This window comes from Nocardia sp. CC227C, from assembly GCF_030767025.1.
Taxonomy (GTDB): Bacteria; Actinomycetota; Actinomycetes; order Mycobacteriales; family Mycobacteriaceae; genus Nocardia.
This window is the reverse complement of record NZ_JASITE010000001.1, coordinates 420284-446790: the sequence shown is the minus strand read 5'-3', so window position 1 is coordinate 446790 and position 26507 is coordinate 420284. Positions and strand designations below refer to the sequence as shown.

Here is a 26507-nt window from a genome sequence, read left to right as displayed (position 1 = left end):
GCCCCGTGGTCTCTGACCGAAGCACCGCACCTGGCGTTGGGGAAGTACGTCAGGGTCGGCGTCGGGCAGAGGCCGCAGGGCACTCGCCTCGCTGTGGGCTAGAAGATCCCGCCCAGCGACTCGTCTCTGGCTTGCGAGTAGTCCTCCTCGTGCTCGGCGAGGTAGGAATCCCACGCCGCCTTGTCCCAAATCTCCAGAAAGTCGACCGAGCCGATCACCACGCAGTCCTTGGTCAGGTTCGCGTAGCGGCGGTGTTCGGCCGAGAGCATGATCCGGCCCTGTCCGTCCGGGCGCTGCTCATCGGTGGAGGCCGCGAGTGCGCGGACGAAGGCGCGGGCCTGCGGATTGCTTCGGGACGCGGCCGCGGCTCGCCGCGCCAGGGCGGTGAACTCGTCCTTGGGATACACGGCAAGGCTGTGGTCCTGTCCCTTCGTGACCATCAACCCTCCCGCCAGTTCGTCTCGAAACTTCGCAGGCAACGTCAGTCGCCCCTTGTCGTCCAGACGGGGGGTATAGGTCCCGAGAAACAACTCCCGACACCTCCTACCGGATCACCCCTCGCCTGTTCGGTCTCCTGTAGTGCGCGCTCCACATTACCCCACTTTCCCCCACTTTCAATCGAAAGCGGCGGTGATCTCAATCCCCGGTTGGCGAACTTCGCAGGTCACATCAGCTATCACCGAGGTGGGGAACTTTCACCGCAGTTCCCCCGACACGCACGGCATACGGTGCCCCCACCCCGACAACCGTCAGCAAACCCGCAGATAGCACGCATATCCGACAGCAGTGGGGCGCGGTGGGGAATACGGGTGGGGAGGTGTGGGGAACGGTGGAATCGGGTAGGGAGCGCCCGCGACACGCACAAGACACGCCGCAGCGCCACACCTGAAATCGGTGTGGCGCTGCGGCGTGTCGCGCTTGTTTCCGAGCCGGGCCGAAGCCCGGCCGTCAATTGTCCTGTTCGAAGCGCCGCCGGAAGCGGTCTTCCATCCGGGCGGAGAATCCGCCCGCCTTCTTCGGGCGACCACGCCCGCCACCGGGATTCGCACCCGATGCCGGATCGCCCTCGCCGCCGCCGGCGGTGGCGCCCAAGCGGGGGCCACCCATCAGCAACAGCACGCCCGCTCCGAACATCACGATGAACCCGACCAGGCTGATGATCGGGAAGTCCCCGAGCTTGATCGGGGCGGCAATGCCCGCGACGAGTAGGAACAGGCCGAGGACGAAGAGCGCGGCCGATTGCAGTCTGCGACGGCCGGTAGCGGAACGAAGCCGCCCGCCTCGTACGGTCGACGCGAACTTGGGATCCTCAGCATAGAGCGCGCTCTCGATCTGTTCGAGCATGCGCTGCTCGTGCTCGGAGAGTGGCACGGTACCTCCCCCGGCACTAGGTAGTGGCGGTCGCCTCCGGGTAAGCGACAGATAGCCGACCTTGGCGGCTGTCTGCCACCAATGATACGAGTTCGATCAGAACCGGACCACCTACTCGGCCGATGTTCAAGCCAGCATTCCCGCGATCCACCCCGTGGAGGGTCTCGTTTTGGCCGCCGCGGCGAGCAGATCGTCCACGTCGCGCAGGAATGCGCCTACCCGCGAAGCGAACTCACCGGCCTTGGCGTCATCGATCTCACGTGGTAGACCGGCCTCCAGCGCCGCGCGCGTCTCCGACTGGGCGCTGAAGTAGTCCGACCACATGATGAACTCGGGGGCCGCCTTCTGCATGAGCACCCAGGCATTGCGCGAACGCGCCCGCGGCATCCGGTCCGCTCCGGTCAGCGCGAGCACCGCGCCCGCGCCGCGCAAGGCCGCCAGATAGGCGGTGCGGAAGCGCTCGGCCGGATCCTTCTCCCCCGCCGCCTGCATGAGCAGACCGTCGGCGCGCTTCAATAGCTCACCGGCCCGGCCCGGACGTTCAATTTTCCCGGTCATCGGGTACCTCCCCACTCGCATACCCTGATCCACCAGGCATCTTGCCCATCGCGCGACCCGTGACGGCCACCGCTGAAGATCGAACAGGTATTCGAAGGATTCAATTGAGTTTGAATATAGAGACAGCCACCGACAAGTTCCGGCGCTTCGCCGCACCGGATCCCAGCGCACACGGAAGTCGCGTCTGCCCCACATGACCGCCGTCACCCCGAAACCCACGCCCGTCGTCGTCGATCTGTCGGCCGCGACGATGCGCGCCCGGCTCGCCGACGCCCTCGCGGTGTACGTCGCGGCCATGGACTATCCGCCGGGCACCGAACACCACCGCGCCCCCATGTGGACCGAGCACACCACCCGACCCGGCTGGCAGGCGGTCGCCGCGCTGCTCCCCGACGACGACGGCCGCCTCGACGTGCGCACCGCCCCCGTACTGGCGATCGCCTACGGCTATCACGGTGCGCCGCACCAGTGGTGGCATCAGCAGGTGTACACCGGCATGCGGCGCACCGGCTGGCCCGAGTACGCGGCTCGCGATCTGCTCTCCGACTACTTCGAACTCACCGAACTGCACGTGCACCCCGCCGCACAGGGACGCGGCATCGGGGAAACCCTGCTGGCCCGGCTGCTCGTCAACCGCCCCGAACGCATGGTGCTGCTGTCCACGCCCGAGGTGGACCAGGAGGCCAACCGCGCCTGGCGCCTCTACCGCCGCCAGGGCTTCGGCGATATCGTTCGCCACTTCGTCTTCTCCGGTGACACCAGGCGTTTCGCCGTCCTGGGTCGGCGGTTGCCGCTGTGACTCCGCCGACGGACAGCCTTCCCGGGAACGACGACACACGGCGCGCGCGACAGGGTGCGGTAGACGGTGCCCCACCGCGCGGCAACGGCGCGCACGCGGGTCACGGGCCGCGGCGCGGTGCCGTGCCCGTCAGGGTGCCGTGGGCACGAAGCCGATTCACGCGGCGCGGGGTGCGGTCGTGCGGGTGATCGTGGTCGGGTCGGGGCACAACGCGCTGGTCGCCGCCTGTTACCTCGCGCGGGACGGGCACGCGGTGGAGGTACTGGAGCGGGATACCGTGATCGGCGGGGCGGTGTCCACGGTGGAGCGGTTCCCCGGACATCAGGTGGATCGCGGATCGTCGGCGCACATCATGGTACGCCACACCGGGATCATCGAGGAGCTCGAGCTGGAGCGGTTCGGGCTGCGCTATATCGACTGCGACCCCTGGGGTTTCGCGCCCGCACCGCCCGGGGGCGGACATGAGCCGCCGCTGGTCTTCCATCGGGACGTGGACCGGACCTGCGCGTCCATCGCCGCGGCGTGCGGGGAACGCGATGCCGAGGCATACCGGCGATTCGTCCGGGTGTGGGGGCCGCGCAGTGCCCGCGTGCTGCGGTCGTTCGCGGGCGCGCCCACCGGCGGGCGGCTGCTGCGCGCGTTCTGGGGTCTGGACGCCCGGGAGGCCGCCGGGGCGAGCGGGCGCGGTGACGGCGGCGCGCTGTCGCGGGAGTTCGTGCAGACCGGAGACGCGCTGCTGGACAGCCTCTTCGACAGTGAACGGCTGAAGGCCGCGCTGGCCTGGTTCGGCGCGCAGTCCGGGCCGCCCATGTCCGAACCCGGCACCGCGCCCATGGTGGGCTTCGCGGCGCTCATGCACACCCTGCCGCCCGGCCGGGCCGTCGGCGGCAGCGGCGCGCTCACCCGCGCCCTGGCCGATCGGCTGCGCGCCGACGGCGGCGTGGTGCGCACCGGCGACGCGGTCACCACCCTCACCCGCGACGGCGCGGGCTGGGCGGTGCGCACGGCGGGCGGACGAGAACTGCGCGCCGACACCGTGGTCGCGGGCGCGCACATCCTCACCACCCTGGACCTGTTGGAGCGGGGCGGTTTCGACGCCGCGCGGGTGGCCGACTGGCGTCGCCGCATCCGGGTCGGCCCCGGCATCGGCATGGTGGTGCGCGCCGCCACCGCCGACCTGCCCCGCTATCCGGGCGCGGACACCGCCGAATCCGCGAGCGGCCTGCAATTGCTGGCTGTCGACCGCCGCCAGCTGCGCCGCGCCCACGGGGCCGCGCTGGCCGGAGATCTGCCGCCGCGGCCGGTGGTGCTGGCCATGAGTTTCAGTGCCCTCGATCCGAGTATCGCGCCCGCCGGGGAACATCAGCTCTCGCTGTGGGCGCAGTGGCATCCCTACGCGCTCGCGGACGGCAGCGACTGGAGCGCGCACGCCGACCGCGAAGCCGATCGCATCATCGCCGAGGTCGACGCCCACGCACCGGGTTTCGCGGGCACCGTACTGCGTCGCCACGTGCAGACACCCGCCGACCTCGAACGGGAGCTGGGCTTGCGCGGCGGCAATGTCATGCACGTGGAGATGTCCCTGGACCAGATGTTCGCCTGGCGCCCCCTCCCGGAACTCGCCACCCACCGGGTGCCCGGCGCCCCCGGCCTCTACCTCACCGGCGCGTCCACCCACCCCGGCGGCGGCGTCTCCGGAGCCAGCGGCCGCACCGTCGCCCGCCTCATCCACCGCACCACCCGCCGCCTCCCCCGCCTACGCCCATGACCACCCCCGCCGACCCCGCCACCCCCGCGAGCGGGAACCGGTGGCGGGCCGCTCTCGGGCGATGCCGCCACCGGTTCCCCCTCAGCGTTCGTCCCGGCGGTGCGACCGGGCGAGTCGGGGTGGGGAGCGCCGGCTCATCGGGGGGTGCGCGCGGGCCGGTGGCGGTGGTTCCGGCGGTACTGCTGGTGGCGGTGCAGATCCTGTATCCGCTGACAACCGGTGTGGCGCGGGATCGGGTGACCGTGGCGGTGGTGCTGCTGTCCGCGGCAACGGCTTTGACACATGCCGCGCGGACGCGGGGTGTCCGGTGGGCGGCCGGGGTGCTGGTGATCGTGTCCGGGGTCGGGCTGCTGGCCGAGATGGTGGGCACGGCAACGGGATTCCCGTTCGGCTGCTACGACTACGCGAGCGGGCGGATCGGGCCGTCGGTGGCGGGGGTGCCGCTGGTGGTGGCGCTGGCCTGGACCGGCGGCCTCTACCCGGTGTGGATCGTCGCGGGACAGTTGTACTCGCGCACGGTGACGCGGGTGACGATGACGGCCGCGGGCGCGGTCGGCTGGGATCTGTTCCTGGATCCGCAGATGGTGGCGGACGGGCAGTGGACCTGGTGCTCGCCCTGGCCGGGCCTGCCCGGCCTCCCGGAGATTCCGCTGACCAACTACCTCGGCTGGTTCGCCGTCGGCCTGGTGATGGCCGGACTACTGGCGGCCTGGGACCGTATCTCGCCGAAACACGGGGAAGCACCCGCCGAATCGGGCACGACCGGGCAACCGTTCACCCCCGACGCCGAGCCGGACACGGCGGTCGCCCCCGCCGCCGGGCACGACCGGACCGAGCCGTCGACCGCCCACGCGATCGAGCAACCGGTCCCCACCCGTCATCGGCCCGGCGCGGTCCCGGTCGCGGCGGTCCGTTCCGGGGATGTGGCGGTGCCGGTGGCCGTATTCCTGTGGACCTGGTTCGGTTCGGCGCTGGCGCACGCGGTGTTCCTGGGGCTGCCGGTGTCGGCGGTCTACGGGGTGGTGGGGCTCGGGGTGTTGGGGATTCCGCTGGTGCGGGCATTGTCCGCCCGTCGAATCACGCTGTGGCCCGTGCGTCATGGCACGATGTGAGCCGTGCAGCCGAGTCCGAAGACCGCCATCGCAGCCGACCCGCTCGAACCCGCGCCGACCGCGCGGCGACCGCGCCGTGCGGCCCGGGTGGCTGCCGTCCTGCTGTTCGCGGCGCTGCTGCTGCCGCTGCTCTCCGGCTGCCTGCGGGTGCAGGCGTCCATGGGCGTGTCGTCCAACGACCGCGTCTCCGGGCGGATCGTCGCCGCCGCCGTGCCGCAGACCGAGGACGACAAGGGTCCGCAGCTGAGGGCGCCCGAGCCGCTCGCCGACAAGGTGCGGGTCGAGTCCTATTCGCAGGACGGCTATGTCGGCAGCCAGGTGTACTTCGAGGATCTGACCTTCGGTGAGGTGCAGCAGCTCAGCGCGCTGTCCGATCAGACCCAGGGCATGTTCACCCTCGCCTTCAACCGGCTCGGCGACCTGGTCACCCTCACCGGCCGGGTCGATCTGGGCAGCCTGCCGCCGCACGGGTCGGATGTGCAGTTCACCGTGGCCTTTCCGGCCCGCGTCGGCACCACCAACGGCACCCGCGAGGGCGATTCGGTGGTCACCTGGAAGCTGCCCGCCGGTGACGTGTCCACCCTGCGCGCCGAGGTCGGCTACGCCGACCCCAATACCCGCTCCTTCGCGGGCTGGGCGGGCATCGTCGGCGGCATCACCCTGGCCGTGGCCGCCATCGTGGCGGTGCTGGCCTATATGAACCGCAACCCCGACGCCCCCGAGTACGTCCGCGCCGCCCGCTGGATCCGCCCCGGCCGCGGGCCGCGCCCGCCCGCGGAGTAGAGACGAACAGACTTGCGCCGCAGCGTATTCGATGCACACCGCGTATTGAATGCACACCGCCCAGAACCTGGTGCGGTGCGTACCGACGAGCGGCTGGTGCGCGCCGGGCGATGGTCTACGCGCGCCAGCGAGCGCTCGGTGCGCGCCGGGCGATGGTCTACGCGTGCCAGCGAGCGCTCGGTGCGCGCCGGGGCCGCGATCGCGGTGGCCGGGGCCGCCGTCGCGCTGGTCAATCGGCTCACCGTGCCGGGGCTGCGGGCGGGGCAGAGTGTGATCGAGCCGGTCACGGTGTGCGTCCCGGCCCGCGACGAGGTCGATCGGGTGCCCGCGCTCATCGCGGATCTGCGTGCGCAGCAGGGGGTTCCGCGGCTACGGGTGTTCGTTCTGGACGACGACTCCACCGACGGCACCTACGAGGCGGTGGCCGAGGCCGTTGCCGATGACGATCGGTTCACGCTGGCGCGCAATCACTCCGAGCCGCGTGCGGGCTGGACCGGGAAGACGGCGGCGTGTGCCGCGCTGGCCGCATTGGCGGCGCCGACGGAGTCCACCGCGCTCGTCTTCCTGGATGCCGACGTCCGGCTGGCCCCCGGGGCGCTGGCCGCCGCGGTCACCGAGCTGCGTCGCCGCCGTGCCGGATTGCTCTGCGCGTGGCCCGAGCAGCGCGCCGAATCCCCCGCCGAACTGCTGGTACAGCCGCTGCTGGCCTGGTCGTGGGCCAGTACGCTGCCCATTGCCGTGGCCGACCGCACCCGCCGCCCGTCCATGGCGGTGGCCTGCGGCCAGTTCCTGGTCTTCGACGCCGCCGCCTATCGGGAGATCGGCGGGCACGCGGCGGTCGCGGCCGAGATCACCGAGGATCTGGCCATCGCCCGCGCCCTGCGCCGGGCGGGCCACCGCACCGTGCTGGCGGCCGCCGGACGCCTCGCCGGCACCCGAATGTACCGCGACGCGGCCGAACTCGAATCCGGCTACACCCGCTGGCTGTGGTCGGCCTACGGCGGCCCCACCGGCAGTGCCGCCGTCGCGGGCCTCGCGGCCCTCGCCTACTGGGTTCCGCCGCTGGCCGCGGTCACAGGCCGGGATCGCCTGCGCCGCACCGGACTGCTGGGCTACGCGGCCGCCGTCACCGCCCGCCTGCTGGCCCGCGCCACCGAGCGCCGCACCCTCACCGGCACCGATATCCTTGCGGCGCTGGCGCATCCGCTCTCCGTCGCCGCCTACCTGCGACTGTCCCGGCGTTCCCATCGCGCACACCGCGCGGGCACGCTGACCTGGAAGAACCGCGGCGTCCACGGTTGACCGGCGGGAGCGAGACACCACCGCGCACGAGCCGCCGCGGTGCCAGGCACACGAGAGCGGATCGGCACACGAAAACCAGCCATATCCGGCAGAGACGGCCGGTACCACGCTGCATCCGCCGTCCACCGCCGCCCGACGCGTTCCCCCGCACCACCGCCGCCCGACGCGTTCCCCCGCACCGCCGCCGCCCGACGCGTTCCCCCGGACCAGAGATGGGTCGCGCATCCGTCAGCGTCGTTCTCCCCGATGGGTTTTCGGACGTGCCCTCCCCGCCGACCCGGCAGCGCCTCATGACCGGGCGCGGAGAGTGCCCGCCGCGACCCGTGCGGATGTCAGGGCACCTCGGTGATACCCACCGTGGGCAGGAAGAAGCAGGAGGCCGCGCCGTTGCGGACCACGCCGAAGACGGCGGCCAGCACGGTGCCGGATCCGGTGTCGACGGGGACGGCACGGACGCCGCCGCGGGGCAGGGCGGCGAGGAAGAAGTCGGCGACCGCGCGCTCCACCATCGGGCGCAGTTCGGCCGGCACCTGCGGCGGGATCATGGAACTCACGACCTGGGACAGCGAACCCATGGGCGTGACGCCGGATCGTCCGGTGTCGGCATTGAGCCACACCACCTGCATGCCGGAGGTGTCCGCGCCGTCGGCGGCCAGGCCGTAGGGGACGAAGGCGAACATGGTCTGGCCGGCCTTCACGGCCGAGAGGTCGAGTCCGGGAATGTCTCTGGCGAATCTGGGCCACGGGCCGGGGATCGCCCCGGCCAGCGCGGGAGCCAGGCCCAAGGTGGTGGAGTTCAGGCAGAAGGGCGCGGCCGTCGGGTAGAGGAACGGCTGCACGCCCAGCTCTTCCAGGCGTTCGACGGATCGACCGTAGGCGCTGAGCCAATCCCCGGGGGCCGCCGTCTCCATGGCACGGGCGATGATCGCGCCGGCTTCGCCGGTCGCCGCCTCCGGTGCGCTCGCGTGCGGGGCGGCGGTCGCGGGGCCCGCGAGGACCGCGCAGGCGCTCAGTGCGCCCACCACTCGGACGAGGTTGTGAAACACAATCATGTCTGTCTCCTCGGAGTCGCGGTCGAGGAGGGACACTACTCCCGTGACCAGTACATTCCGGGCATTTCACCCGGCGCGGTCAGGCGCGAACCGGTGCGGGGGTGACCGTGTAGCCGAGGTTGGACAGCACCTCGCCGGTGGCCTTGGCGAAGTTCAGCGTAATGAAGTGCAGGCAGGGCGCGCCCTCGTCGATGAGCCGCTGCGCCATTTCGGTGGCGATCTCGATACCGGCGGCGCGCACGGCCGCGCGGTTCTCCTCGGGACCGTCGCCCGCGGCCTTGTGCAGGCGTTCCATCACCGCGGCGGGCAGTCGGCGGCCGGACAACTCCTCGGCCCGCTGCACGGTGCGCAGCGAGGTGATCGGCATGAGCTCCGGAATGATCGGCTTGGCGCCCTGTTCCGGATCGGCCGCCACCGCGCGATCGCGCAGCCGCAGATAGTGCTCGACGTCGAAGAACATCTGGGTGATCGAATATTCCGCGCCCGCACGCAGTTTCGCCAGCAGGTAGCGGGTATCGGAGTCCAGGTCGGCCGACCGCGGATGCCCCTGCGGGAACGAGGCGACGCCCACGTGGAAATCGCCCAGGTCGCGCACCATGCGCACCAGTTCCTCGGCGTACTCGACGCCGTCGGGGTGCTTCACCCACTCGCCGAGCGGATCGCCCGGCGGATCGCCGCGCAGCACCAGCAGATTGCGGATACCGCAATCGGCGTACGCGCCGACGATGGAGCGCAGCTCGGCGACGCTGTGGTCGACGGCGGTCAGATGCGCCACGGTGAGCAGCGTCGTCTCCCGCGCCAGCTGCCCCGTCACCCGAATGGTGCGATCGCGGGTGGACCCGCCCGCGCCGTAGGTCATGGACACGAAGGCCGGATGCAGCCGCTCGAACTCCCGCGCCGCCCGCCACAGCCGCGCCTCCCCGGCCGCGTCACGTGGCGGATTGAACTCCACCGAGAACGGAATCGACCCGTCCGGCCGGGGCCCCAGGTGCTGCACGACCGATGGAGTTCCGGAAACCTGCGGCGTGCGGGAAACTCGGCCAGGGGTCGAGGCTCCCCGTACATCGTCGAAACTCACGGCCCCAGTGTAGGGGGCGCGACACCCGCACCCGACCGCCGCCCGCACCACCGTGATCGTCGCGACCCGCGCAGACGGCCCGACCTGTCCGAGAAACGAGACGCTTGTCTCACCCATCGGACATCCCCAAGAATCGAAACCAGTCGGCATCCTGACCGGAATCGGCACCGGGCGAACCGCGGCGCTCCCCACCGAGAACCGAAGGGCAGCGGCGGACACACCCGCCGCGTCAAACCGTGGCGAGCGACGGTTGGGACACCCCGACGTCACCACAGCGGTCCGTCCGGCCGCTGCGGGCGACACTTCCACGACAACTGAGCCGCGGGCGCGTCGACGCGGTCACCTCCTCGACGACAGCTCGGCGTCACCGCGACACGGACAACCGCGGCCACGCGATACGGACGACCACGACCACACGGCACGACGACCACGACCACGCGATACGGACGACCACGACCACGCGACACGGACGACCACGACCACGCGACACGGACGACCACGACCACGCGACACGGACGACCACGACCACGCGACACGGACGACCACGACCACGCGACACGGACGACCACGACCACGCGACACGACCCGCGCGGAAGGCGCTCTCGAGGACCGTCGGCGGTCGCGGCGGCATCGGGCGCCCGCCGCGCGTGGGCCGACGGCTGTCCTGCCCACGGACGCACGTTCTCGCGCTGGGTACAGTCGAGCCCGAACTCCCCCTCGCGGAGGAACCGCGGTCGCGGCGGCGAAACACTGTTGCCGGCGCGGCATCCGAGCACCGAATCTCAGGAGGTCCCCCGTGTCCGCCGGACCCGGTACGCCGACCCGTCACCCGGCCCTTCCGGCAGCGGGCTCGGGGTCGCTGGTCGCAGCCGTCGAGGAGCGGCTCACCGACTTCTTCGCCAGCCGCGCGCCACTCGTGGAACCCCTCGGCCCGGTATTCGTGGACGCGGCGCGCGCCCTGGCGGATTTCGTACTGCGCGGCGGCAAGCGCACCCGGCCCGCATTCGCCTGGACCGGCTGGCTCGGGGCGGGCGGGCGCGCCGACGGACCGGCCGCGGCGGCGGTGCTCACCGCCTGCTCGGCGCTGGAACTGGTGCAGGCGTGCGCCCTCATCCACGACGACATCATCGACTCCTCCCGCACCCGGCGCGGCTTCCCGACCGTGCACGTCGACTACGAGCAGCGGCACCGCGCCGCCGGATGGGCCGGGGACGCCGACCACTACGGCACCAGCGTCGCCATTCTGATCGGCGATCTCGCGCTGGCCTGGGCCGACGACATGACCCACGAGGCCGGGCTGGACGCCGCCGCCCGCGCCCGGTTCGCACCGGTGTGGGCGGCCATGCGCACCGAGGTGCTCGGCGGGCAACTGCTCGATATCCACGGCGAGTCCGCGGGGGACGAATCCGTGGCGGCGGCGCTGCGGATCAACCGCTACAAAACCGCCGCTTACACCATCGAACGGCCCCTGCACATGGGTGCCGCGCTCGCCGACGCCGACCCGGAACTCGTCGCGGCCTACCGCGAATTCGGCACCGATATCGGCATCGCCTTCCAGCTGCGCGACGACCTGCTCGGGGTTTTCGGCGATCCGGCGATCACCGGCAAACCCTCCGGCGACGATCTGCGCGAGGGCAAGCGCACCGTCCTGGTCGCCGAGGCCCTGACCCGCGCCGACGCCACCGATCCGGCGGCGGCCCGGCTGCTGCGCGAGAGCCTCGGCGCGGATCTCGACGCCGACCTGGTGGCGCGGCTGCGCACCGTCATCACCGATCTCGGCGCGGTGGACGCGGTGGAGCGGCGCATCACCGACCTCACCGAGCGCGGCCTCGCCGCCCTCGACGGCAGCACCGCCACCGCCGAGGCCAAGGCCCACTTGCGGAAGATGGCGCAGGCCGCGACGGCGCGCGCCTACTGACACCCGACCCAGCACCGACACCGAACCAGCACCGACGCCCGAACGAGTACGAAAGCCGTGGAATGAGAACTGTTGCGGGGCCGACCGATCGGGTCGTGGTGGTGGGCGCGGGACTGGCCGGACTGGCCGCCGCCCTGTACCTGACCGGGGCCGGACGGCAGGTGACGCTGCTGGAGCGGGCCGACCACCCGGGCGGACGGGTCGGCCGCTATCGCGGCGCGGACTACGAGATCGATTCCGGGGCAACCATTCTCACCGTTCCCGACCTGGTCGACCAGGCGCTCGCGGCGGTCGAGCACACCCGCGAGTCGGTCGGGCTGCGCATCCTCGACGTGACCCCCGCCTACCGCGCCCGCTTCGCCGACGACGCGATCATCGACGTCCACTCCGATCCGGACGCCATGGCCGCCGAGGTCACCCGCGTGCGCGGCACCGCCGCCGCCCGGCGCTACCGGCGACTGCGCGGCTGGCTGCACCGGGTCTACGAGGCCGAGTTCGGCCCCTTCATGGACACCAATTTCGACTCCCCGCTCGATATGGTGCGCATCCCCGAGAAGCGCGCGGCGCTGGCCGAACTGGTGCGCCTCGGCGCGTTCGGCCGCCTCGGCCCCCGCGTGCGGCGCATCATGGGCGACGAGCAGCTCAGCCGCCTGTTCAGCTTCCAGGCCCTGTTCGCGGGGATGGCCCCCGCGCGGGCCCTCGCCGTCTACGGCGCGATTCCGTACATGGACACCTGCCTGGGCGTCTACTACCCGGAGGGCGGGATGCGCGCCATTGCCGACGCCCTGGCCCGCGCCTTCACCGCGGCGGGTGGCACCCTGGAACTGGACACCGAGGTCACCGGCATCGACTACCGCGGCCGCCGGGCACACGCCGTCCGGCTCGCCGACGGCCGCACCCTGCCCTGCGACGCGGTGGTGCTCACCGCCGACCTGGGCGGCCTGGACCGCTTCGGCGTCGGCCGCCGCCGCTGGCTGCGCGCCTCGCCCTCCGCTGTCGTCGCTCACGGCACCATTCCCGCGCGGCAGACCGAATCCTGGCCGGTGCGGGCGCATCACACCATCGACTTCGGCCGGGCCTGGGACCGCACCTTCGCCGAGATCGCCGCCCGCCCGGGCCGCGGCGCGCTCATGAGCGATCCGTCGCTGCTGCTCACCCGGCCCGCGCTCACCGATCCGAGCCTCTACATCGACCGCGCCGACGCCCGGCACGAACCGCTGTCGCTGCTCGCCCCCTGCCCCAATCTCGATGCCGCGCCGCTGGACTGGGACCGGCTCGGACCCGCCTATCTGCGCGAACTCCTGCTGACCCTGGAAGCCCGCGGCTACCAAGGGATTTCCGAGCACTTCCGCGTCGACCACGTCGACACCCCGCACACCTGGCGGGATCGGGGCATGGTCGCGGGCACACCGTTCTCGGCGGCGCACCTGTTCCGCCAGACCGGGCCGCTGCGCACCCGCAATCTGGTGCGCGGCCGCGACAATGTCGTTCTCGCAGGCTGCGGCACCACCCCCGGCGTCGGCGTGCCGACCGTTCTGCTCTCCGGAAAACTCGCCGCGGCGCGCATCACGGGTGATGTACGACATGCCCGGACCGGAACCGGCCGCACCGACGCGGTGGCACCGACGCCGACGCACTAGACTGGCCCGCGTCCAGAATCCGATGCGGTCGCCAGACCGCCGACCTTTCCGGGGGGAACGACCGCCTATGCCGACCCCCGACACGGACGCCGCCACCCCACCGGATGCCTCCGGCGGCAATGTGACGACCCCAGGGCCGACGACAGCGGCCACCGGCACAGCGATTTCGGGACAGAGCATGGTGAGCATCGGACACGACATCGGAACGGAGACCGCCGGCGAGACCGCCGCGCGCCGCCGGTGGGCCTACGTCGCGGACTTCATCCGCAGCCCGGAGGGCCGGGCGGCGCTGCTCGGCTTCTTCGGCGCGGTCATGATCACCTTCGGCGGCTTCGGCGCGGGCAGCGTGCGCCGGCGCGACCCGCTGCTGGAGGCCGCGCACCTGTCCTGGCTGCGCTTCGGGCACGGCTACTACCTGTCCACGCTGTTCGTCTGGATCGGCGTGCTCGCCATGATCACCGCCTGGGTGCGGCTCGGGCGGATCACCATCGGCACCGTGCCCGGTCCGAAGGTGACCCTCAACGAGCTGCGCGCCATCGTGGGCATCTGGATCTTCCCGCTGCTGTTCGCGGTGCCCATGTTCAGCCGCGACGCCTACTCGTATCTGGCGCAGGGTGCGCTGCTGCGCGACGGCTTCGACCCCTATCAGGTCGGTCCGGTGGTCAATCCCGGTGTGCTGCTGGACAACGTCTCCAATGTGTGGACCCTCACCACCGCGCCCTACGGACCGATCTTCCTGCTGCTCGGCGACGGGATCACCTCCATCACCGGCGACAACGTGGTGGCCGGGACCATCGCGCTGCGGCTGGTCATGCTGCCCGGACTGGCGCTCATGCTGTGGGCGGTACCGCATCTGACCAAACATCTGGGCGGCAAGCCCACCACGGCGCTGTGGCTGGCGGTGCTCAATCCGCTGGTGCTCATCCACCTCATCGGCGGCGTGCACAACGAGATGCTGATGGTCGGGCTGATGGCCGCCGCCATCGCGCTGGTGCTGGAGAAGCACCATGTCGCCGGATTCGTGGTGCTGGCCATCGGCGTGGCCATCAAGGCCACCGCGGGGGTGGCGCTGCCGTTCCTGGTGTGGATCTGGATGATCCACGAGCGCGACCGGCGGGCCGAGCTGGCGCGCGCCCAGGGTTCGGACGACGAAGGTGAACTGCCGCACCCGGTGCTCATGTTCGCCAAGATCGCCGGACTCGGCGTGTCGGTGTTCGCGGCGGTCTTCGTGGCCGCCTCGGCGCTGGCCGGGGTCGGCATCGGCTGGCTCACCGCGCTGTCCGGTTCGAAGAAGATCATCAACTGGCTGTCCGCGCCGACCGTCATGGCGCACATGGTCACCTGGGTGTCGCCGCTGCGGCTGGAATCGGTGCTGTCGGTGACGCGCATGCTGTGCGCGGTCGCGCTGGTGGTCGGACTGGTGTGGACGTGGTGGCGGTTCCGGCACAGTGAGCGCGAGGCGGTCTTCGGCATCTGCATCGCCTTCGTGGCCATCGTGATCCTCTCTCCCGCGGCGCTGCCCTGGTACTACTCGTGGCCGCTGGCGCTGGCCGCCGGATTCGCGCTGTCCACCCGGACATTGCAGTGGCTGGTGGGGCTGTGCACCTGGCTCATGCTGGTGTTCAACCCGGACGGTTCGATCGGGCTCTACAACTGGCTGCACGTCACGGCGGCCACCTTCGCCGCGGTGGTGGCGGCGCTGGCGCTGCGTACCGTGGATCCGCTGCGGCTGAGCACCGAGCACCCGCGCTCGCGGACCGAGCCGCCCGGCGCGACGACGGGCACCGGCGCGACGACGGGCATGGGCTCGGCCATGGCGGCGTCACCGTCCGCGGCGGGATCGTCGGCGGGTGCGGCGGGATCGTCCGCGGGATCGTCGACGGCCGCCGCGTCGTCGGCGCGCACGCCATGACCTCAGCCGCCGAGCTGACGCGCGCCTACCGGGACTGCCGTCGGATCGCCGCCGCCCACGGGCGCACCTACTTCCTGGCCACGCGGCTGCTGTCGCCGGAGCAGCGACCGGCCGTACACGCCCTGTACGCCTTCGCCCGGGTGGTCGACGACATCGTCGACCACACCGCCGCCGCCCCGTTGAGCGGCGGCTCCGACCGCGCGGAATCCGGTGCGGCACAACTGGATCGCATCGAGCACGAGCTCCGCCGCCGACTTCACCGGCTATCCGCCGACGGTACCGATACCACCGCACCCAACCGGAACGGAACCAGCACTGTCGCCAAGGGCGAGCACACTGTCGGCGGCGAAACCCCGGCCCGCAGCGGCGAAACCAACACCGCTGGCGGCGAAGCCGGTGCCGCCGCGGCGGTCCGGACCGCACCGCTACCCGGCGACACCGGGTCGCGAGATGCGCGGAGCAGTGCCCTGGCCGCCGTGGCCGACACCATTCACCGCTACGCCATCGCCCCCGCGCACTTCTGGGTCTTCCTCGATTCGATGCGGATGGACGTTCCCGGCAGCCCGTTGTTCCGCGACCGGTACCCGTCCATGGCCGCCCTGCGCGAGTACATGCGCGGTTCGGCCGCCGCCATCGGCCTGCAACTGCTCCCCGTGCTCGGCACCGTGGTCCCCACCGCCGCGGCGGAACCGGCCGCCGCCGCCCTCGGGGAGGCGTTCCAGCTCACCAACTTCCTCCGCGATGTCGGCGAGGACCTCGATCGCGGCCGCGTCTACCTGCCCGCCGACGAGCTCACCGCCTTCGGCGTGAACGACGACCTGCTGCGCCACTGCCGGGCCACCGGCAGCACCGACCCGCGCGTGCGCCGCGCCCTGGCCCACCTCATCGCCACCAACCGCGCCGTCTACCGCACCGCCACCCCGGGCATAGACCTGCTCCAGCCCCGCGTCCGCCCCGCCATCCGCACCGCCGCCACCCTCTACGCGGGCATCCTCGACGAAATCGAACGCCACGACTACGAGATCTTCGCCCGCCGCGCCACGGTCCCCCGCCCCCGCCGCCTGCTGGTCGCGGCGCGCGAATTCGCGAGCCGCTCCCCCGGCCTCGAACCCGCCACGCCGTAGACCAGCCCGCTCCAACCCACCTGCGCTGCTACCGGGGTGCTCCCGCACACCCGGCCACGTCGAGATCGCTGCCGCCCCCGTCCCGAGCGGACCGATCGGCGCGGTCGATCGTGCGGCGGCCGCGCTCGCGGGCGCGCCCAGCGAGGTCGGGTCCGGAGGGGGGACGTTCTCACCCCTGGGTGTGGTCCCCAACGCCGATTGCGGGTCCGTATTCTGAACGGGTGAACTGGACCGTCGACGTACCGATCGATCGCTTGCCGGAGTTGCCTCCGTTGCCCGCCGAGCTGCGTCGGCGGCTCGATGACGCGCTCGCCCGGCCCGCGCTACAGCAGCCGTCCTGGGATCCGGAGCAGGCCGCCAAGATGCGAACCGTGCTGGAGAGCGTGCCGCCCATCTGCGTGCCCGCCGAGGTGGAGGAGCTGAAGCTACGCCTGGCCGAGGTGGCGCGGGGTGAGGCGTTCCTCATGCAGGGCGGCGATTGCGCGGAGACCTTCGCCGACAACACCGAGCCGCACATCCGCGGCAATATCCGCACCCTGCTCCAGATGGCGGTGGTGCTGACCTACGGTGCCAGCCTGCCCGTGGTCAAGGTGGCCCGCATCGCCGGACAGTACGCCAAGCCGCGTTCGGCCGACCTCGACGCGCTGGGGCTGAAGTCCTACCGCGGCGATATGGTGAATTCCCTGGTCGCCGATCCCGCCGTGCGCGAACACGATCCGTCGCGACTGGTCCGCGCCTACGCCAACGCCTCCGCCGCCATGAACCTGGTGCGCGCGCTCACCTCCGCCGGTATGGCCGATCTGCACAAGGTGCACGACTGGAACCGCGAGTTCGTGGCCCAGTCCCCGGCCGGGGCCCGCTACGAGGCCATGGCCACCGAGATCGACCGTGCCCTGGCGTTCATGAACGCCTGCCGGGTCAACGATCCGAACCTGTCCAGCGCCCGGCTCTACGCCTCCCACGAAGCCCTGGTGCTGGACTACGAGCGGGCCATGCTGCGGCTCAGCGAGCATCCCACCACCGGTGAGCCGCTGCTCTACGACCTGTCGGCGCACTTCCTGTGGATCGGTGAACGCACCCGCCAGCTCGACGGCGCGCATATCGCCTTCGCCGAACTGCTCGCCAACCCGATCGGCCTCAAGATCGGCCCGAGCACCACCCCCGAGATGGCGGTGGAGTACGTGGAGCGCCTGGACCCCAACAACGAGCCCGGCCGCCTCACCCTGGTCGCCCGGATGGGCAATGGCAAGGTGCGCGACGTGCTGCCCGCCATTGTGGAGAAGGTGCAGGCCACCGGCCACCAGGTGATCTGGCAGTGCGATCCCATGCACGGCAACACCCACGAGGCGTCCAACGGCTACAAGACCCGCCACTTCGATCGCATCGTCGACGAGGTGCAGGGCTTCTTCGAGGTGCATCACGCGCTGGGCACACATCCGGGTGGCCTGCACATCGAGCTCACCGGTGAGCATGTCACCGAATGCCTCGGTGGCGCGCAGGACATCTCCGATCTCGATCTGGAGAACCGCTACGAGACCGCCTGCGATCCGCGCCTGAACACCCAGCAGTCCCTGGAGCTGGCCTTCCTGGTCGCGGAAATGCTGCGCTGAGAACCGGATTCACGCGTGTGGCCCGTGCCGGTCGGCACGGGCCACACGCGTACGCACAGCGATCGACCTATCAGGGCAAGGCGACGAGGGTGATGGTGGAACCCGGTTCGACCTTCGCGCCGGGGACGCTGCTCTGCGAGATGACGATCGAGGAATCGCTCGGGGCCAGCTGCCGCACCGACACCCCCAGGCCGAGGGCCTCGAGTTTCGCACGGGCATCGCCGACGCTGGAACCGAGCAGACCCGGCACCTCCACGGCATTGGAGATGAGCAGGACCACACCCTCACTGGAGTCGACGGTGGTTCCGGCGGCCGGATCGGTCCCGGCCACCTCACCGGCCTTGACCTTGGAGTCGAATTCGACCCTGGTGTCGGTGACCTCGATGCCGACCGCTTCCAGGGCGGCTCTCGCCTCCTCCTCGGTCTTGCCGCGCACATTCGGGAGCTCGACCGGAGCCGAACCCTTGCTCGTGTACACCTTCACGTCCGCGCCCATCGGCAGGACCGTGCCGGGGCTCGGATCCACCTTGGCGACCGTGCCCTCCGCCGCCGTGCTGGAGATCTCCCCGGCGTCCACCGGATTCAGTCCGGCGTCCCTGACGGCCTGGTTGACGCTCTTCACATCCTGGCCCGGCTGGATACCGGGCACCTTGGGCTTGCCGCTGGAGATGAGCACCGCCACCGTGGAGCCCTTGACCGCCTTGGTTCCGGCGGACGGATCGGTGCCGACCACATTGCCCATCGGAATCGTGTCGGACGCCTTGTCTCTGATCTCGGTATCGAAACCGGCGTCCTGGAGGGTGGCGACGGCGCGTTCGCGGTCCAGACCCGCGATGGCCGGTACCGATTCGTAGCGGCCCACGCCCAACCACCAGCCGCCGATACCGAGCAGCAGGGCCAGCACCACCACCACGCCGAGCCACATGACGGCGGTGCGGCGGGATTTGCCGCGGTCGGTCAGGTAGCCGTTGCGCGGTGGTTGATCGTCGTGCGGCGGGAGGGTGCGCGGCGGGGCGGGCGCGGCCGACCGCGCGTAGTCCGGGGGTAGCTCACGCGCCGCCGTCATCACCCGGGTGTGCTGGTGAGCGGGCGTGGCCGCCTGCGGTACCCGCGTGGTGGGCGGCTCGGCGGGTAGGCGGGTCGTCGTATCGGCGGCACCGACGGGGGCCGGGTGCTGGCGGGATGCGGCCGGTGCGGGGGTGGGGCCGACGCGGTACCGGGCGCTGAGGTGTTCCGCCGATTCCTGCGGCGCGGGCACCCGGTAGGCGGGCAGTTGCAGCACCTGGGCGATGCGGCGGATCTCGGCGGCCATCTCGCTGCCGTCGGCGAAGCGGTGCGCGGGTTCGCGGGCGGTGGCGTGCGCGACCAGTTCGTCGAATTCCGGTGGGACGCCGGAGATGTGGTGGCTCGGGCTGGGGACGTCGTTCTCCACCCGCTGCAAGGCGATGGACAGCGAGTTGTCGCCGGTGAACGGGGTACGCCCGGTGAGCATTTCGAAGATGAGCACACCGGCGGCGTAGACGTCGCTGCGCGCGTCGGCATGGCCGCTGGTGACCTGCTCCGGGGACAGGTAGGCGGCGGTGCCGAGGATGACGCTGGCCGAGGTGATATTGGCGGCGGCCACCGCCCGCACCAGACCGAAATCGGCGATCTTGACCTCGCCGGAGTCGGAGATGAGCACGTTCTCGGGCTTGATGTCGCGGTGCACCAGCCCGGAGGCATGCGCCACGCCGATAGCCTGCATGACCGGTTCGATCACGGCACGCACCGCGTGCGGTGGCATGGGGCCGCGTTCGCGCAGCAGTTCGCGCAGGGTGCCGCCCTCGACCAATTCCATGATGAGGAATGGGTGGTCACCGTCCACGCCCTGATCGTAGACCGCGACCAGGGCCGGATGCTTGAGCTTGGCGACCGCGCGCGCCTCGAGTTCGAAGCGGGTGAGGAACTGCGGGTCGGCGGCGAATTTGGGGTCCATCACCTTGATGGCGACCGGGCGGTCCAGCCGGGTGTCCTCACCTCGGAACACCATTGACATACCGCCACGCGCGATCGGCGCATCGATGCGGTAGCGCCCTTCCAGGATCTGGCCGATCAAGTGTTGCCCTTCCCAATATTCCCTACGGGGACCCGTACGACTCACCCGATCGTAGTCCGGGCGGGGTGTGATGCGACGTTGCCGCCGCGACGGGCTACCGTTGTGCGGGTGAGTGCCTTCCCTTGCAGCGACGACGTCCTCCCGGATTCGGTCACCCTGATCCCGCTGCCCGATGTGGCGGACCAGCTCGGCATGGTCGTCACCCGGGTACATCAGATGCTGCGCGACCACCAGCTCATCGCGGTGCGCCGCGACGGGGTCGCCGGTATTCCGAAGGACTTCTTCGACTCCACCGGCGCCATCGCCAAACACCTGACCGGTCTGATCACCGTCATGCGCGACGCCAAATACACCAACGAGGAAATCCTCGAGTGGATCTACACCGAGGACGATTCCCTGCCCGGCCGCCCCATCGACGCCCTGCACGGCCCGCTGGCCCGCGAAGTGATCCGGCGCGCGGCCGCCGATCCGTTCTGAGCCGAGACGACCGGACCGGGGCACGGCTCCGCCTCCGGAACGACATGCCGGAGGCGGAGTCGATGGACCGTCACCGAACACCGAATTCCTTTGTCGAAGCCGAGAGGAAACCGCCAGTTGAGGTATTTCTACGATTGCGAATTCATCGAGGATGGAATCGTGATCGATCTGGTTTCCATTGCGGTGGTGTGCGAGGACGGCCGAGAATACTATGCGGTCTCCACGGAATTCGACGAATCCAAGGCCGGCCCCTTCGTACGCCGCTACGTGCTCCCCCAGCTGCCGCCGCCCGCCTCCCCGCTGTGGCGCAGCCGCGAACGCATCCGCGACGACCTCTACACATTCCTGGTCCCCCGCCCCGGCGTCGAACCCGAGCTGTGGGCCTGGGTCGGTGCGTACGACCACGTCGCGCTCTGCCAGCTCTGGGGCTCCATGGTGGATCTGCCCAACGCGCTGCCCCGCTACACCAATGAACTGCGCCAGCACTGGGATCAGCACGGCCGCCCCGCGCTGCCGCCGGTACCCAAGGACGCGCACGACGCCCTCGCCGACGCCCGGCACAATCTCGCCAAGTTCGAGGCCATCGAGGCGCACCGGCGACTCGTCCGCCACACCGCCGGCTCCGCGCGCTGAGGTCCGCCGGGCGCGGGAACACGAAAGCCCCGGAAGACTCGGTCTTCCGGGGCTCGCTGTCGGCTCGGGCGCTCGATCCGGTGATCAGCCCGCCATGGTCTGCGGGATGCGGTCCGCATCCGGCCGCGAACCGGTGGACACGCCCTTCTTCAGGCTGGCGGCGTAGACGTCCACGTATTCCTGGCCCGACATCCGCATGAGCTCGTACATGATCTCGTCGGTGACGGCGCGCTCCACGAAGCGGTTGCCGCCCATGCCCTCGTAGCGGGAGAAGTCGATGGGCGCACCGAACTTCACGATGACCTTCTTCTTGCGCCAGCGGAACGGACCGGGCGGGCACACCTCGTCGGTGCCGATCAGAGCCACCGGGATCACCGGGACACCGGTCTCCAGGGCGAGGCGTGCCACCCCGGTCTTGCCTTTGTAGAGACGGCCGTCCGGGGAGCGGGTGCCCTCCGGGTACAGACCGACCAGACGGCCCTCCGCCAGCAGCTTGCGCGCGGTGTTGAGGGCGGACTCGGCGGCGTCGGCGCCGCTGCGGTCGATGGGGTACTGACCGGTGCCGGAGAAGAAGAACTTCTGCAAACGGCCCTTGATGCCGGGGGTGGTGAAGTACTCGGCCTTGGCCAGGTAGGTGATGCGTCGGGGGCTCATGAGGGGGGTGAACAGCCAGTCGGTGAACGACAGGTGGTTACCGGCCAGAATCGCCGCGCCCTTGGCCGGAATGTTCTCCACTCCCTCGACCTCGGGCCGGTTGACGAGATGCATGAGCGGTCCCACCAACACGAACTTCAGCAGCCAGTAGAACATCGCGTCCTTTCCCCTGATTTTCCTGATCGGGACCGGCCTCATTGCGGGCACCACCGTCAGTTGCCGACTCTACCGCCGAGACCTCGGCGTAACCAACCCCGGCGGCAGTTTTCACACGGTTGGCACACATACCGAACATGCTGGCAGCAGCCCACGATTCGAAGCCGCCGTCGCGGCCGCGGCGAGACCCCGCGACCCGCAACGTCTTCGGCATACCCCGCCGCGGCGGTGATATGCGCATCGGTCAGCAGGGCGGTTTGCCCGCCGACACCGCGTCCGGGTTCTCCACGTTCTCCACCAGGGCGGCTCGGGCGAGTTCGGCCGCGCCGATCATGCCCGCCGCCTCACCGAGCTGGGCGGTGCGGATGCGGGCCAGCCGCCGGTGCTTCGCGCCGGTGATGGACTGGGCGTAGTGCTCCCGGGCATCGTCGAGGAACAGCGTGGCCGACGTGCTCACCCCGCCCGCGATGACGATGAGGTCCGGATCGAAGATATCGCTGACGGCGGCCAGCCCGAGCCCCAGCCAACGCGCGAAGTCCGCCATCACGTCCAGCGCCACCGGGTCGCCGTCCTGCGCCGCGCCCGCCACCCGGCGGCCGGTCAGCGAATCCGGGTCGCGGTGCACCTCGCGGGCCAGCAGGGTGGAGCGCCGCGGATCGGTGGCCAGCAGCTCCAGGGCCGTGTCGACCAGTGCGGTGCCGCTGCAATACCGTTCCCAGCAGCCGCGTTTGCCGCAGGCGCAGGCGCGGCCGTTGGGCACCACCTGCACGTGGCCGAGTTCCGGTGCCACACCGTAGCTTCCGCGATACAGCTGGCCGCCGACCAGCAGCGCGGCTCCTATCCCGGTGCCGATCGCCACCAGCACCACGTTGTGGCCGCCCGCGGCCGCGCCGAACCGGTACTCGGCCCACATGGCGGAATTGGCGTCGTGTTCCAGGATCACCGGCAGGCCGAGCCGGTCGGTGAGCCGGGTGGCGACGGGTGCGTCCTCCCACGGCAGATGCGGCGCGAACCGCACCGTGGCCCGGTCCTCGTCCACGAATCCGGCCACCGCCAGACCGACCGCGCCGATGCGGTGGCGCGCGCACAGTTCGCGCACCGCCCGCGCCAGTCCGTCCTCCAGCGCCCGCGCCGACTGCGGCGTCGGCGCGGTCACGGTATCCAGTACCTCGCCCGCGCCGTCCACCACGGACGCGCGAATATTCGTTCCGCCGACATCCACGCCGACGGTCAGCGGCTGCCCCATGGCGGCCGTCATGTCGTAGGGGGCTTGATGGTCACGGAGATAGGAACATAGCCGGACCGCGCCGCCCCCTCACGTCCGGTGCCCCGTACCCCGCGCCCAGCGCCCGCTCCACCGCGGCCCGCCGACGGCGCACCGCTTCCCGTACCCTGCCCGCGCCCGACGCCTTCGCGCCCTGCCTCACCGGCGAATCGTGGTGCGTCCCCGCCGGTCCAGAAGCCGCCCCGTGCCGCGCCGGGGCCCCTCCCCGCGTCCGGCCCGCTCCCCGCGTCGGGCCCAAGCGCCGCGCCGGACCCGGCGAACGCATCCGGCCCGGTCGCCGCGTCCGGCCCGCTCGCGGAATCCGGTTCCGGCACACCGGGATCAGCGCCGGGACCGCTCGCCCGGTCCTGCGGCCCCGACTCGGCGGCCGCACCCGGGTAACTCGCGCGCCGCCCACCGGCCGCCGCGCCGCCCGCCGACCCCGCCCCGTGCTCGTTCCACGAATGCTGATGCGCCGCAGCGTATTCCGGCGAGTCCGGATCAGCCTCCGGCGGGATGATCGGTTCCACCGGCACCCCGGCCAGGGCCTCGCGCAGCACCGTCACCAGGGCGGTGCCGTGGTCGGCGATGGCGGCCACCACATCGTGGTGTTCGCCCCGGAGCAGGGCCGCGGCGGCGCAGACGGGACACCAGGCGCAGCTGGACCATTCGGCGCGGCCGTCGGCGGCCGTCTTACGGAGTACGGGCTCGACGCGTTCCAGCACGGCCTCGGCCAGCAGACGGAGTTCGGCGGCGAATTCGGCGAGGTTCTCCTCGCTCGCGCCGTGGTGGTCGCGGGTGTGCTGGTCGCTCATATCGGCCATACCTGAGGGTCGGGTCGGAATCGGACGATGAGGTGCTCGCCATCGAGTTCGGCGTCGGAGACCGTGCACCGCCGCAACACCGGGGCAAGGCGCAGGCGACGCCGAACCCCGTCCGCTCCCACGATCAAATCGTCCTCCACTCGTCCCAGGCGCAGGGTCGACGGATCGACCACCGGTAGGTGCATGCGCATCGCGTACACCGACCGCACGCCGGCCCCCGATTCCAGCCGCACCATGGGCTCGCCGGTGACAGCGGGCACACCGTCAACTTCCGATCCCAGCATAGGGACCGGTTCGGATCCGACCCAGCCGCCACTCGCACCGACGTCGAAGGACATGGCCGACAGTGCCGAGAGGCCCACCGGTTCGGCACCGGCGTGCCCCACCACCGTGACCGGTGTCGGCGACACGCGCTGCCGCAGCTCCGCGACCACCTCCAACTGCTCGGCACGGCGGTTGAAGTACCACTGCACCGCCGGATGCGGCGGCCCGCCGGGCGAACCCGCCCCTGCCGACGGCGGTTCGGATCCACCCCGCACCGGCTCCGCCCCGGCGGACGGTGATGCGAATCCATCCGGAACCGGCTCCGCCCCGCCCGGTGGCGGCATCGGGGGCAGCACCTTGTTCACCAGGATCGCGTCCAGCCGCAGGCCGAGCAGCGCCGCCGCCGAGCGCACCCGCGCCGACTCCGCGACCGCCACCCGCTCGGCGGCGGTCACCAGGCGCAGCCCGGTGCGTTCGCGGTCGGCGAGCAGATCGCGCACACCCGACACCGCGCCGGCGATCCGCTCCACCGTGGTGGCCAGCACCGCGCGCCGCAGATCCGCGCCGATGGCGGTCAATGTCCGAGTGTGTGCGGGCCACACCCGCTCGAGATAGCCGAGCAGGGTGTCGGGCGCGGTGACGATGCGCAACATATCGGCCGACGGCGGGCAATCCACCACGACCACGTCCCAGTCCTCGTCGTCCGCGAACTGCGCGATCTCCAACAGCGCCAGCAGTTCCTGCACGCCGGGCAGTCCGGTCAGCTCGGCGGGGTCGAGCGCGCCGATGTCGATACCGTGGTCGTGTCCGCCGCCGGACAGCATCCGCAACACCTCGCGGAACCGATCCTCCAGCAGCGCAAGGGAATCCACCTCGATCACATCGAGGCCCGGCCGCACCGTCAGCACCCCCGGCACGGTGCCGGGATCGTGCGCGATGCGCACCCCCAGCGCGTCACCGAGCGAATGCGCCTGATCCAGGGAGGCGAGCAGCACGCGCTGCCCGGCGCGCGCGTACGCCATGGCGGTCGCACAGGCCAGCGTCGTCTTGCCCACCCCGCCCTTGCCGACGAACAGTTCCACCCGGGTGGTCGATGGGGTCGGCCTGGTCCTGCTCGCGGTCAGCCTTCGACCCGTTTCTTGAGTTCCTTCAATGCCGTATCGGTGATGACCTTCTCGGCCTTGCGTTTGAACATGCCGATCATCGGGATGTTCAGATCCACCGTCAGCTCGTACACCACCTGGGTACCGCCGTCGGGCAGATCAATCAGCTCGTAGGTGCCGTCCTGCGCTTTCTGCAGGTCACCGCTGACCAGCGTCCAGCTCACCGCCTTGCCGTCCGGCCGCCAGCGGTAGGCGAGGGTGTAGGTGTCCTTCACGACGCCCGCGTCCAGGACGAAGCGGGCGGTGCGGGCACGGCCGTCGGACCCCTTCTCCAGGATGTCGACCGCACGCGCCGCGGCCACCCATTCCGGATAGGACTCCAGGTCGGCGATGACGGCCATCACCCGATCCGACGGGGCGTCGATGACGATCGACCTCTGCGTCCGGTCGGCCATATCGGGCAACGCTTCCTTTCCAGCGACGACGGTGGTTGGCGAAGGTGTCAGCGGGGTGCGGGAGCGACACCGGCCGGACGTCCGGCCTCCAGTCGCGCCTTGATCTCGAACGCCATCCGTTTCCCGGCGACCCGGCGCGCCCGATTGCGGGACATCAGATCTCGCGCCGACAGGCCGTCCGCGCCCGGCGGTTCGGCATGCAGGAAATAGTGCAGGATGACGCCGTCGAGCATCTCCTCCAACCACACCTCCATGGTGCCGGTCAGCGGCCCCTTGACGGTCCAGCGAATCCCCTTCTCGCCCCGATCTTCTCGCACCTCGAGCGTGAGGTCGGGCCACCAGTGGCGCCAGCGGGCGCGATCGGCCAGCAGCTCGCCCACCGCCGCCCCGGGCGCTGCGACGAACGTCTGGTCGGCAACCTGGATACTGCTCACGCGGCTGAGCCTAGCGGACCGGGCCCGATCACCGTCGCTCCGCTCCGGCCGTTCGCGACCCGCCGCGCTCGCCGGAACCAGACCGCGCCGCGAGTCCGGGCACCACCGGCCGGGCCCGCGA

The 26507-nt window shown here is 71.2% G+C and carries 24 protein-coding genes; 12 read left to right on the top strand and 12 right to left on the bottom strand.

The features are described 5' to 3' along the window. Window positions 1-98 precede the first annotated feature (98 nt). From mraZ to QMO76_RS01930, 3 genes are all read right to left on the bottom strand, one after another. Window positions 99-530, bottom strand: coding sequence for a division/cell wall cluster transcriptional repressor MraZ (mraZ, locus tag QMO76_RS01940; protein ID WP_029929310.1), 432 nt, complete (start codon window positions 528-530; stop codon window positions 99-101). A gap of 418 nt (window positions 531-948) precedes the next feature. After that, window positions 949-1371, bottom strand: coding sequence for a DUF3040 domain-containing protein (locus QMO76_RS01935; RefSeq protein ID WP_306359384.1), 423 nt, complete (start codon window positions 1369-1371; stop codon window positions 949-951). Between the two features lie 126 nt (window positions 1372-1497). Beyond that, entirely contained in the window at window positions 1498-1929 is a 432-nt protein-coding gene (locus QMO76_RS01930) for an SAV_6107 family HEPN domain-containing protein (RefSeq protein ID WP_306359383.1), read from the bottom strand. A 193-nt stretch (window positions 1930-2122) separates the two neighbouring features. On the opposite strand from QMO76_RS01930, the gene QMO76_RS01925 reads away from it, so the two are divergent. The 5 genes from QMO76_RS01925 to QMO76_RS01905 all read left to right on the top strand — a co-directional run bounded on the left by QMO76_RS01925 (window position 2123) and on the right by QMO76_RS01905 (window position 7693). Then, window positions 2123-2728, top strand: coding sequence for a GNAT family N-acetyltransferase (locus tag QMO76_RS01925; RefSeq protein WP_306359382.1), 606 nt, complete (start codon window positions 2123-2125; stop codon window positions 2726-2728). A 178-nt stretch (window positions 2729-2906) separates the two neighbouring features. Further along, complete coding sequence (locus tag QMO76_RS01920) at window positions 2907-4496, top strand: NAD(P)/FAD-dependent oxidoreductase (protein ID WP_306359652.1); 1590 nt, start codon at window positions 2907-2909, stop codon at window positions 4494-4496. A 158-nt stretch (window positions 4497-4654) separates the two neighbouring features. Next, window positions 4655-5608 (top strand): carotenoid biosynthesis protein, encoded by a 954-nt coding sequence (locus QMO76_RS01915; protein ID WP_306359381.1) that lies wholly within the window; start codon window positions 4655-4657, stop codon window positions 5606-5608. 3 nt (window positions 5609-5611) lie between these two features. Further along, window positions 5612-6391, top strand: coding sequence for a DUF3153 domain-containing protein (locus QMO76_RS01910; RefSeq protein WP_372341870.1), 780 nt, complete (start codon window positions 5612-5614; stop codon window positions 6389-6391). Between the two features lie 138 nt (window positions 6392-6529). Next, a complete protein-coding gene (locus QMO76_RS01905; protein WP_372341880.1) occupies window positions 6530-7693 on the top strand; it encodes a glycosyltransferase family 2 protein in 1164 nt (387 codons plus the stop codon). Window positions 7694-8025: 332 nt separating this feature from the next. Here QMO76_RS01905 and QMO76_RS01900 read toward each other — a convergent pair whose 3' ends face one another. Both QMO76_RS01900 and QMO76_RS01895 read right to left on the bottom strand, forming a co-directional pair. Next, window positions 8026-8745: a hypothetical protein gene (locus QMO76_RS01900; RefSeq protein ID WP_306359380.1), complete on the bottom strand. Its 720-nt coding sequence runs from the start codon at window positions 8743-8745 to the stop codon at window positions 8026-8028. Between the two features lie 79 nt (window positions 8746-8824). Further along, entirely contained in the window at window positions 8825-9823 is a 999-nt protein-coding gene (locus QMO76_RS01895; RefSeq protein ID WP_306359379.1) for a methylenetetrahydrofolate reductase, read from the bottom strand. A gap of 796 nt (window positions 9824-10619) precedes the next feature. On the opposite strand from QMO76_RS01895, the gene QMO76_RS01890 reads away from it, so the two are divergent. The 5 genes from QMO76_RS01890 (at window position 10620) to QMO76_RS01870 (ending at window position 18027) form a co-directional block, all read left to right on the top strand. Beyond that, window positions 10620-11741 carry a polyprenyl synthetase family protein gene (locus QMO76_RS01890; protein ID WP_306359378.1) on the top strand — a complete coding sequence of 374 codons (1122 nt, stop codon included), beginning with the start codon at window positions 10620-10622 and terminating at the stop codon, window positions 11739-11741. 62 nt (window positions 11742-11803) lie between these two features. After that, window positions 11804-13381, top strand: coding sequence for a phytoene desaturase family protein (gene crtI, locus QMO76_RS01885; RefSeq protein WP_306359377.1), 1578 nt, complete (start codon window positions 11804-11806; stop codon window positions 13379-13381). Window positions 13382-13559: 178 nt separating this feature from the next. Next, window positions 13560-15293 (top strand): alpha-(1->6)-mannopyranosyltransferase A, encoded by a 1734-nt coding sequence (locus QMO76_RS01880; RefSeq protein WP_372341879.1) that lies wholly within the window; start codon window positions 13560-13562, stop codon window positions 15291-15293. After that, entirely contained in the window at window positions 15290-16417 is a 1128-nt protein-coding gene (locus QMO76_RS01875; protein ID WP_306359375.1) for a phytoene/squalene synthase family protein, read from the top strand. The genes QMO76_RS01880 and QMO76_RS01875 overlap by 4 nt, the downstream gene beginning before the upstream one ends. A gap of 221 nt (window positions 16418-16638) precedes the next feature. Beyond that, on the top strand, window positions 16639-18027 hold the full coding sequence (locus QMO76_RS01870) for a class II 3-deoxy-7-phosphoheptulonate synthase (protein WP_306359373.1): 1389 nt from the start codon (window positions 16639-16641) through the stop codon (window positions 18025-18027). Between the two features lie 70 nt (window positions 18028-18097). On the opposite strand, the gene pknB is transcribed toward QMO76_RS01870, so the two are convergent. Beyond that, entirely contained in the window at window positions 18098-20122 is a 2025-nt protein-coding gene (pknB, locus tag QMO76_RS01865; RefSeq protein ID WP_306359372.1) for a Stk1 family PASTA domain-containing Ser/Thr kinase, read from the bottom strand. Window positions 20123-20230: 108 nt separating this feature from the next. Here pknB and QMO76_RS01860 point away from each other — a divergent pair, with 108 nt between their 5' ends. Both QMO76_RS01860 and QMO76_RS01855 read left to right on the top strand, forming a co-directional pair. Next, window positions 20231-20599, top strand: coding sequence for an Rv2175c family DNA-binding protein (locus QMO76_RS01860; protein WP_306359371.1), 369 nt, complete (start codon window positions 20231-20233; stop codon window positions 20597-20599). Between the two features lie 117 nt (window positions 20600-20716). Next, entirely contained in the window at window positions 20717-21232 is a 516-nt protein-coding gene (locus QMO76_RS01855; RefSeq protein ID WP_306359370.1) for a polyadenylate-specific 3'-exoribonuclease AS, read from the top strand. A gap of 84 nt (window positions 21233-21316) precedes the next feature. Here the strand turns inward: QMO76_RS01855 and QMO76_RS01850 are convergent, their stop codons facing one another. From QMO76_RS01850 to QMO76_RS01825, 6 genes are all read right to left on the bottom strand, one after another. Further along, on the bottom strand, window positions 21317-22042 hold the full coding sequence (locus QMO76_RS01850; protein WP_306359369.1) for a 1-acyl-sn-glycerol-3-phosphate acyltransferase: 726 nt from the start codon (window positions 22040-22042) through the stop codon (window positions 21317-21319). Window positions 22043-22286: 244 nt separating this feature from the next. Next, window positions 22287-23300, bottom strand: coding sequence for an ROK family glucokinase (locus QMO76_RS01845; RefSeq protein WP_306359368.1), 1014 nt, complete (start codon window positions 23298-23300; stop codon window positions 22287-22289). Continuing rightward, window positions 23297-24121, bottom strand: coding sequence for a hypothetical protein (locus tag QMO76_RS01840; protein ID WP_306359367.1), 825 nt, complete (start codon window positions 24119-24121; stop codon window positions 23297-23299). The genes QMO76_RS01845 and QMO76_RS01840 overlap by 4 nt, the downstream gene beginning before the upstream one ends. Then, window positions 24118-25476 carry an ArsA family ATPase gene (locus tag QMO76_RS01835; protein ID WP_372341869.1) on the bottom strand — a complete coding sequence of 453 codons (1359 nt, stop codon included), beginning with the start codon at window positions 25474-25476 and terminating at the stop codon, window positions 24118-24120. The genes QMO76_RS01840 and QMO76_RS01835 overlap by 4 nt, the downstream gene beginning before the upstream one ends. A 38-nt stretch (window positions 25477-25514) precedes the next feature. Continuing rightward, window positions 25515-25952 (bottom strand): SRPBCC family protein, encoded by a 438-nt coding sequence (locus QMO76_RS01830; RefSeq protein WP_306359366.1) that lies wholly within the window; start codon window positions 25950-25952, stop codon window positions 25515-25517. Between the two features lie 47 nt (window positions 25953-25999). Further along, entirely contained in the window at window positions 26000-26386 is a 387-nt protein-coding gene (locus QMO76_RS01825) for a polyketide cyclase / dehydrase and lipid transport (protein WP_306359365.1), read from the bottom strand. Window positions 26387-26507 lie beyond the last annotated feature (121 nt).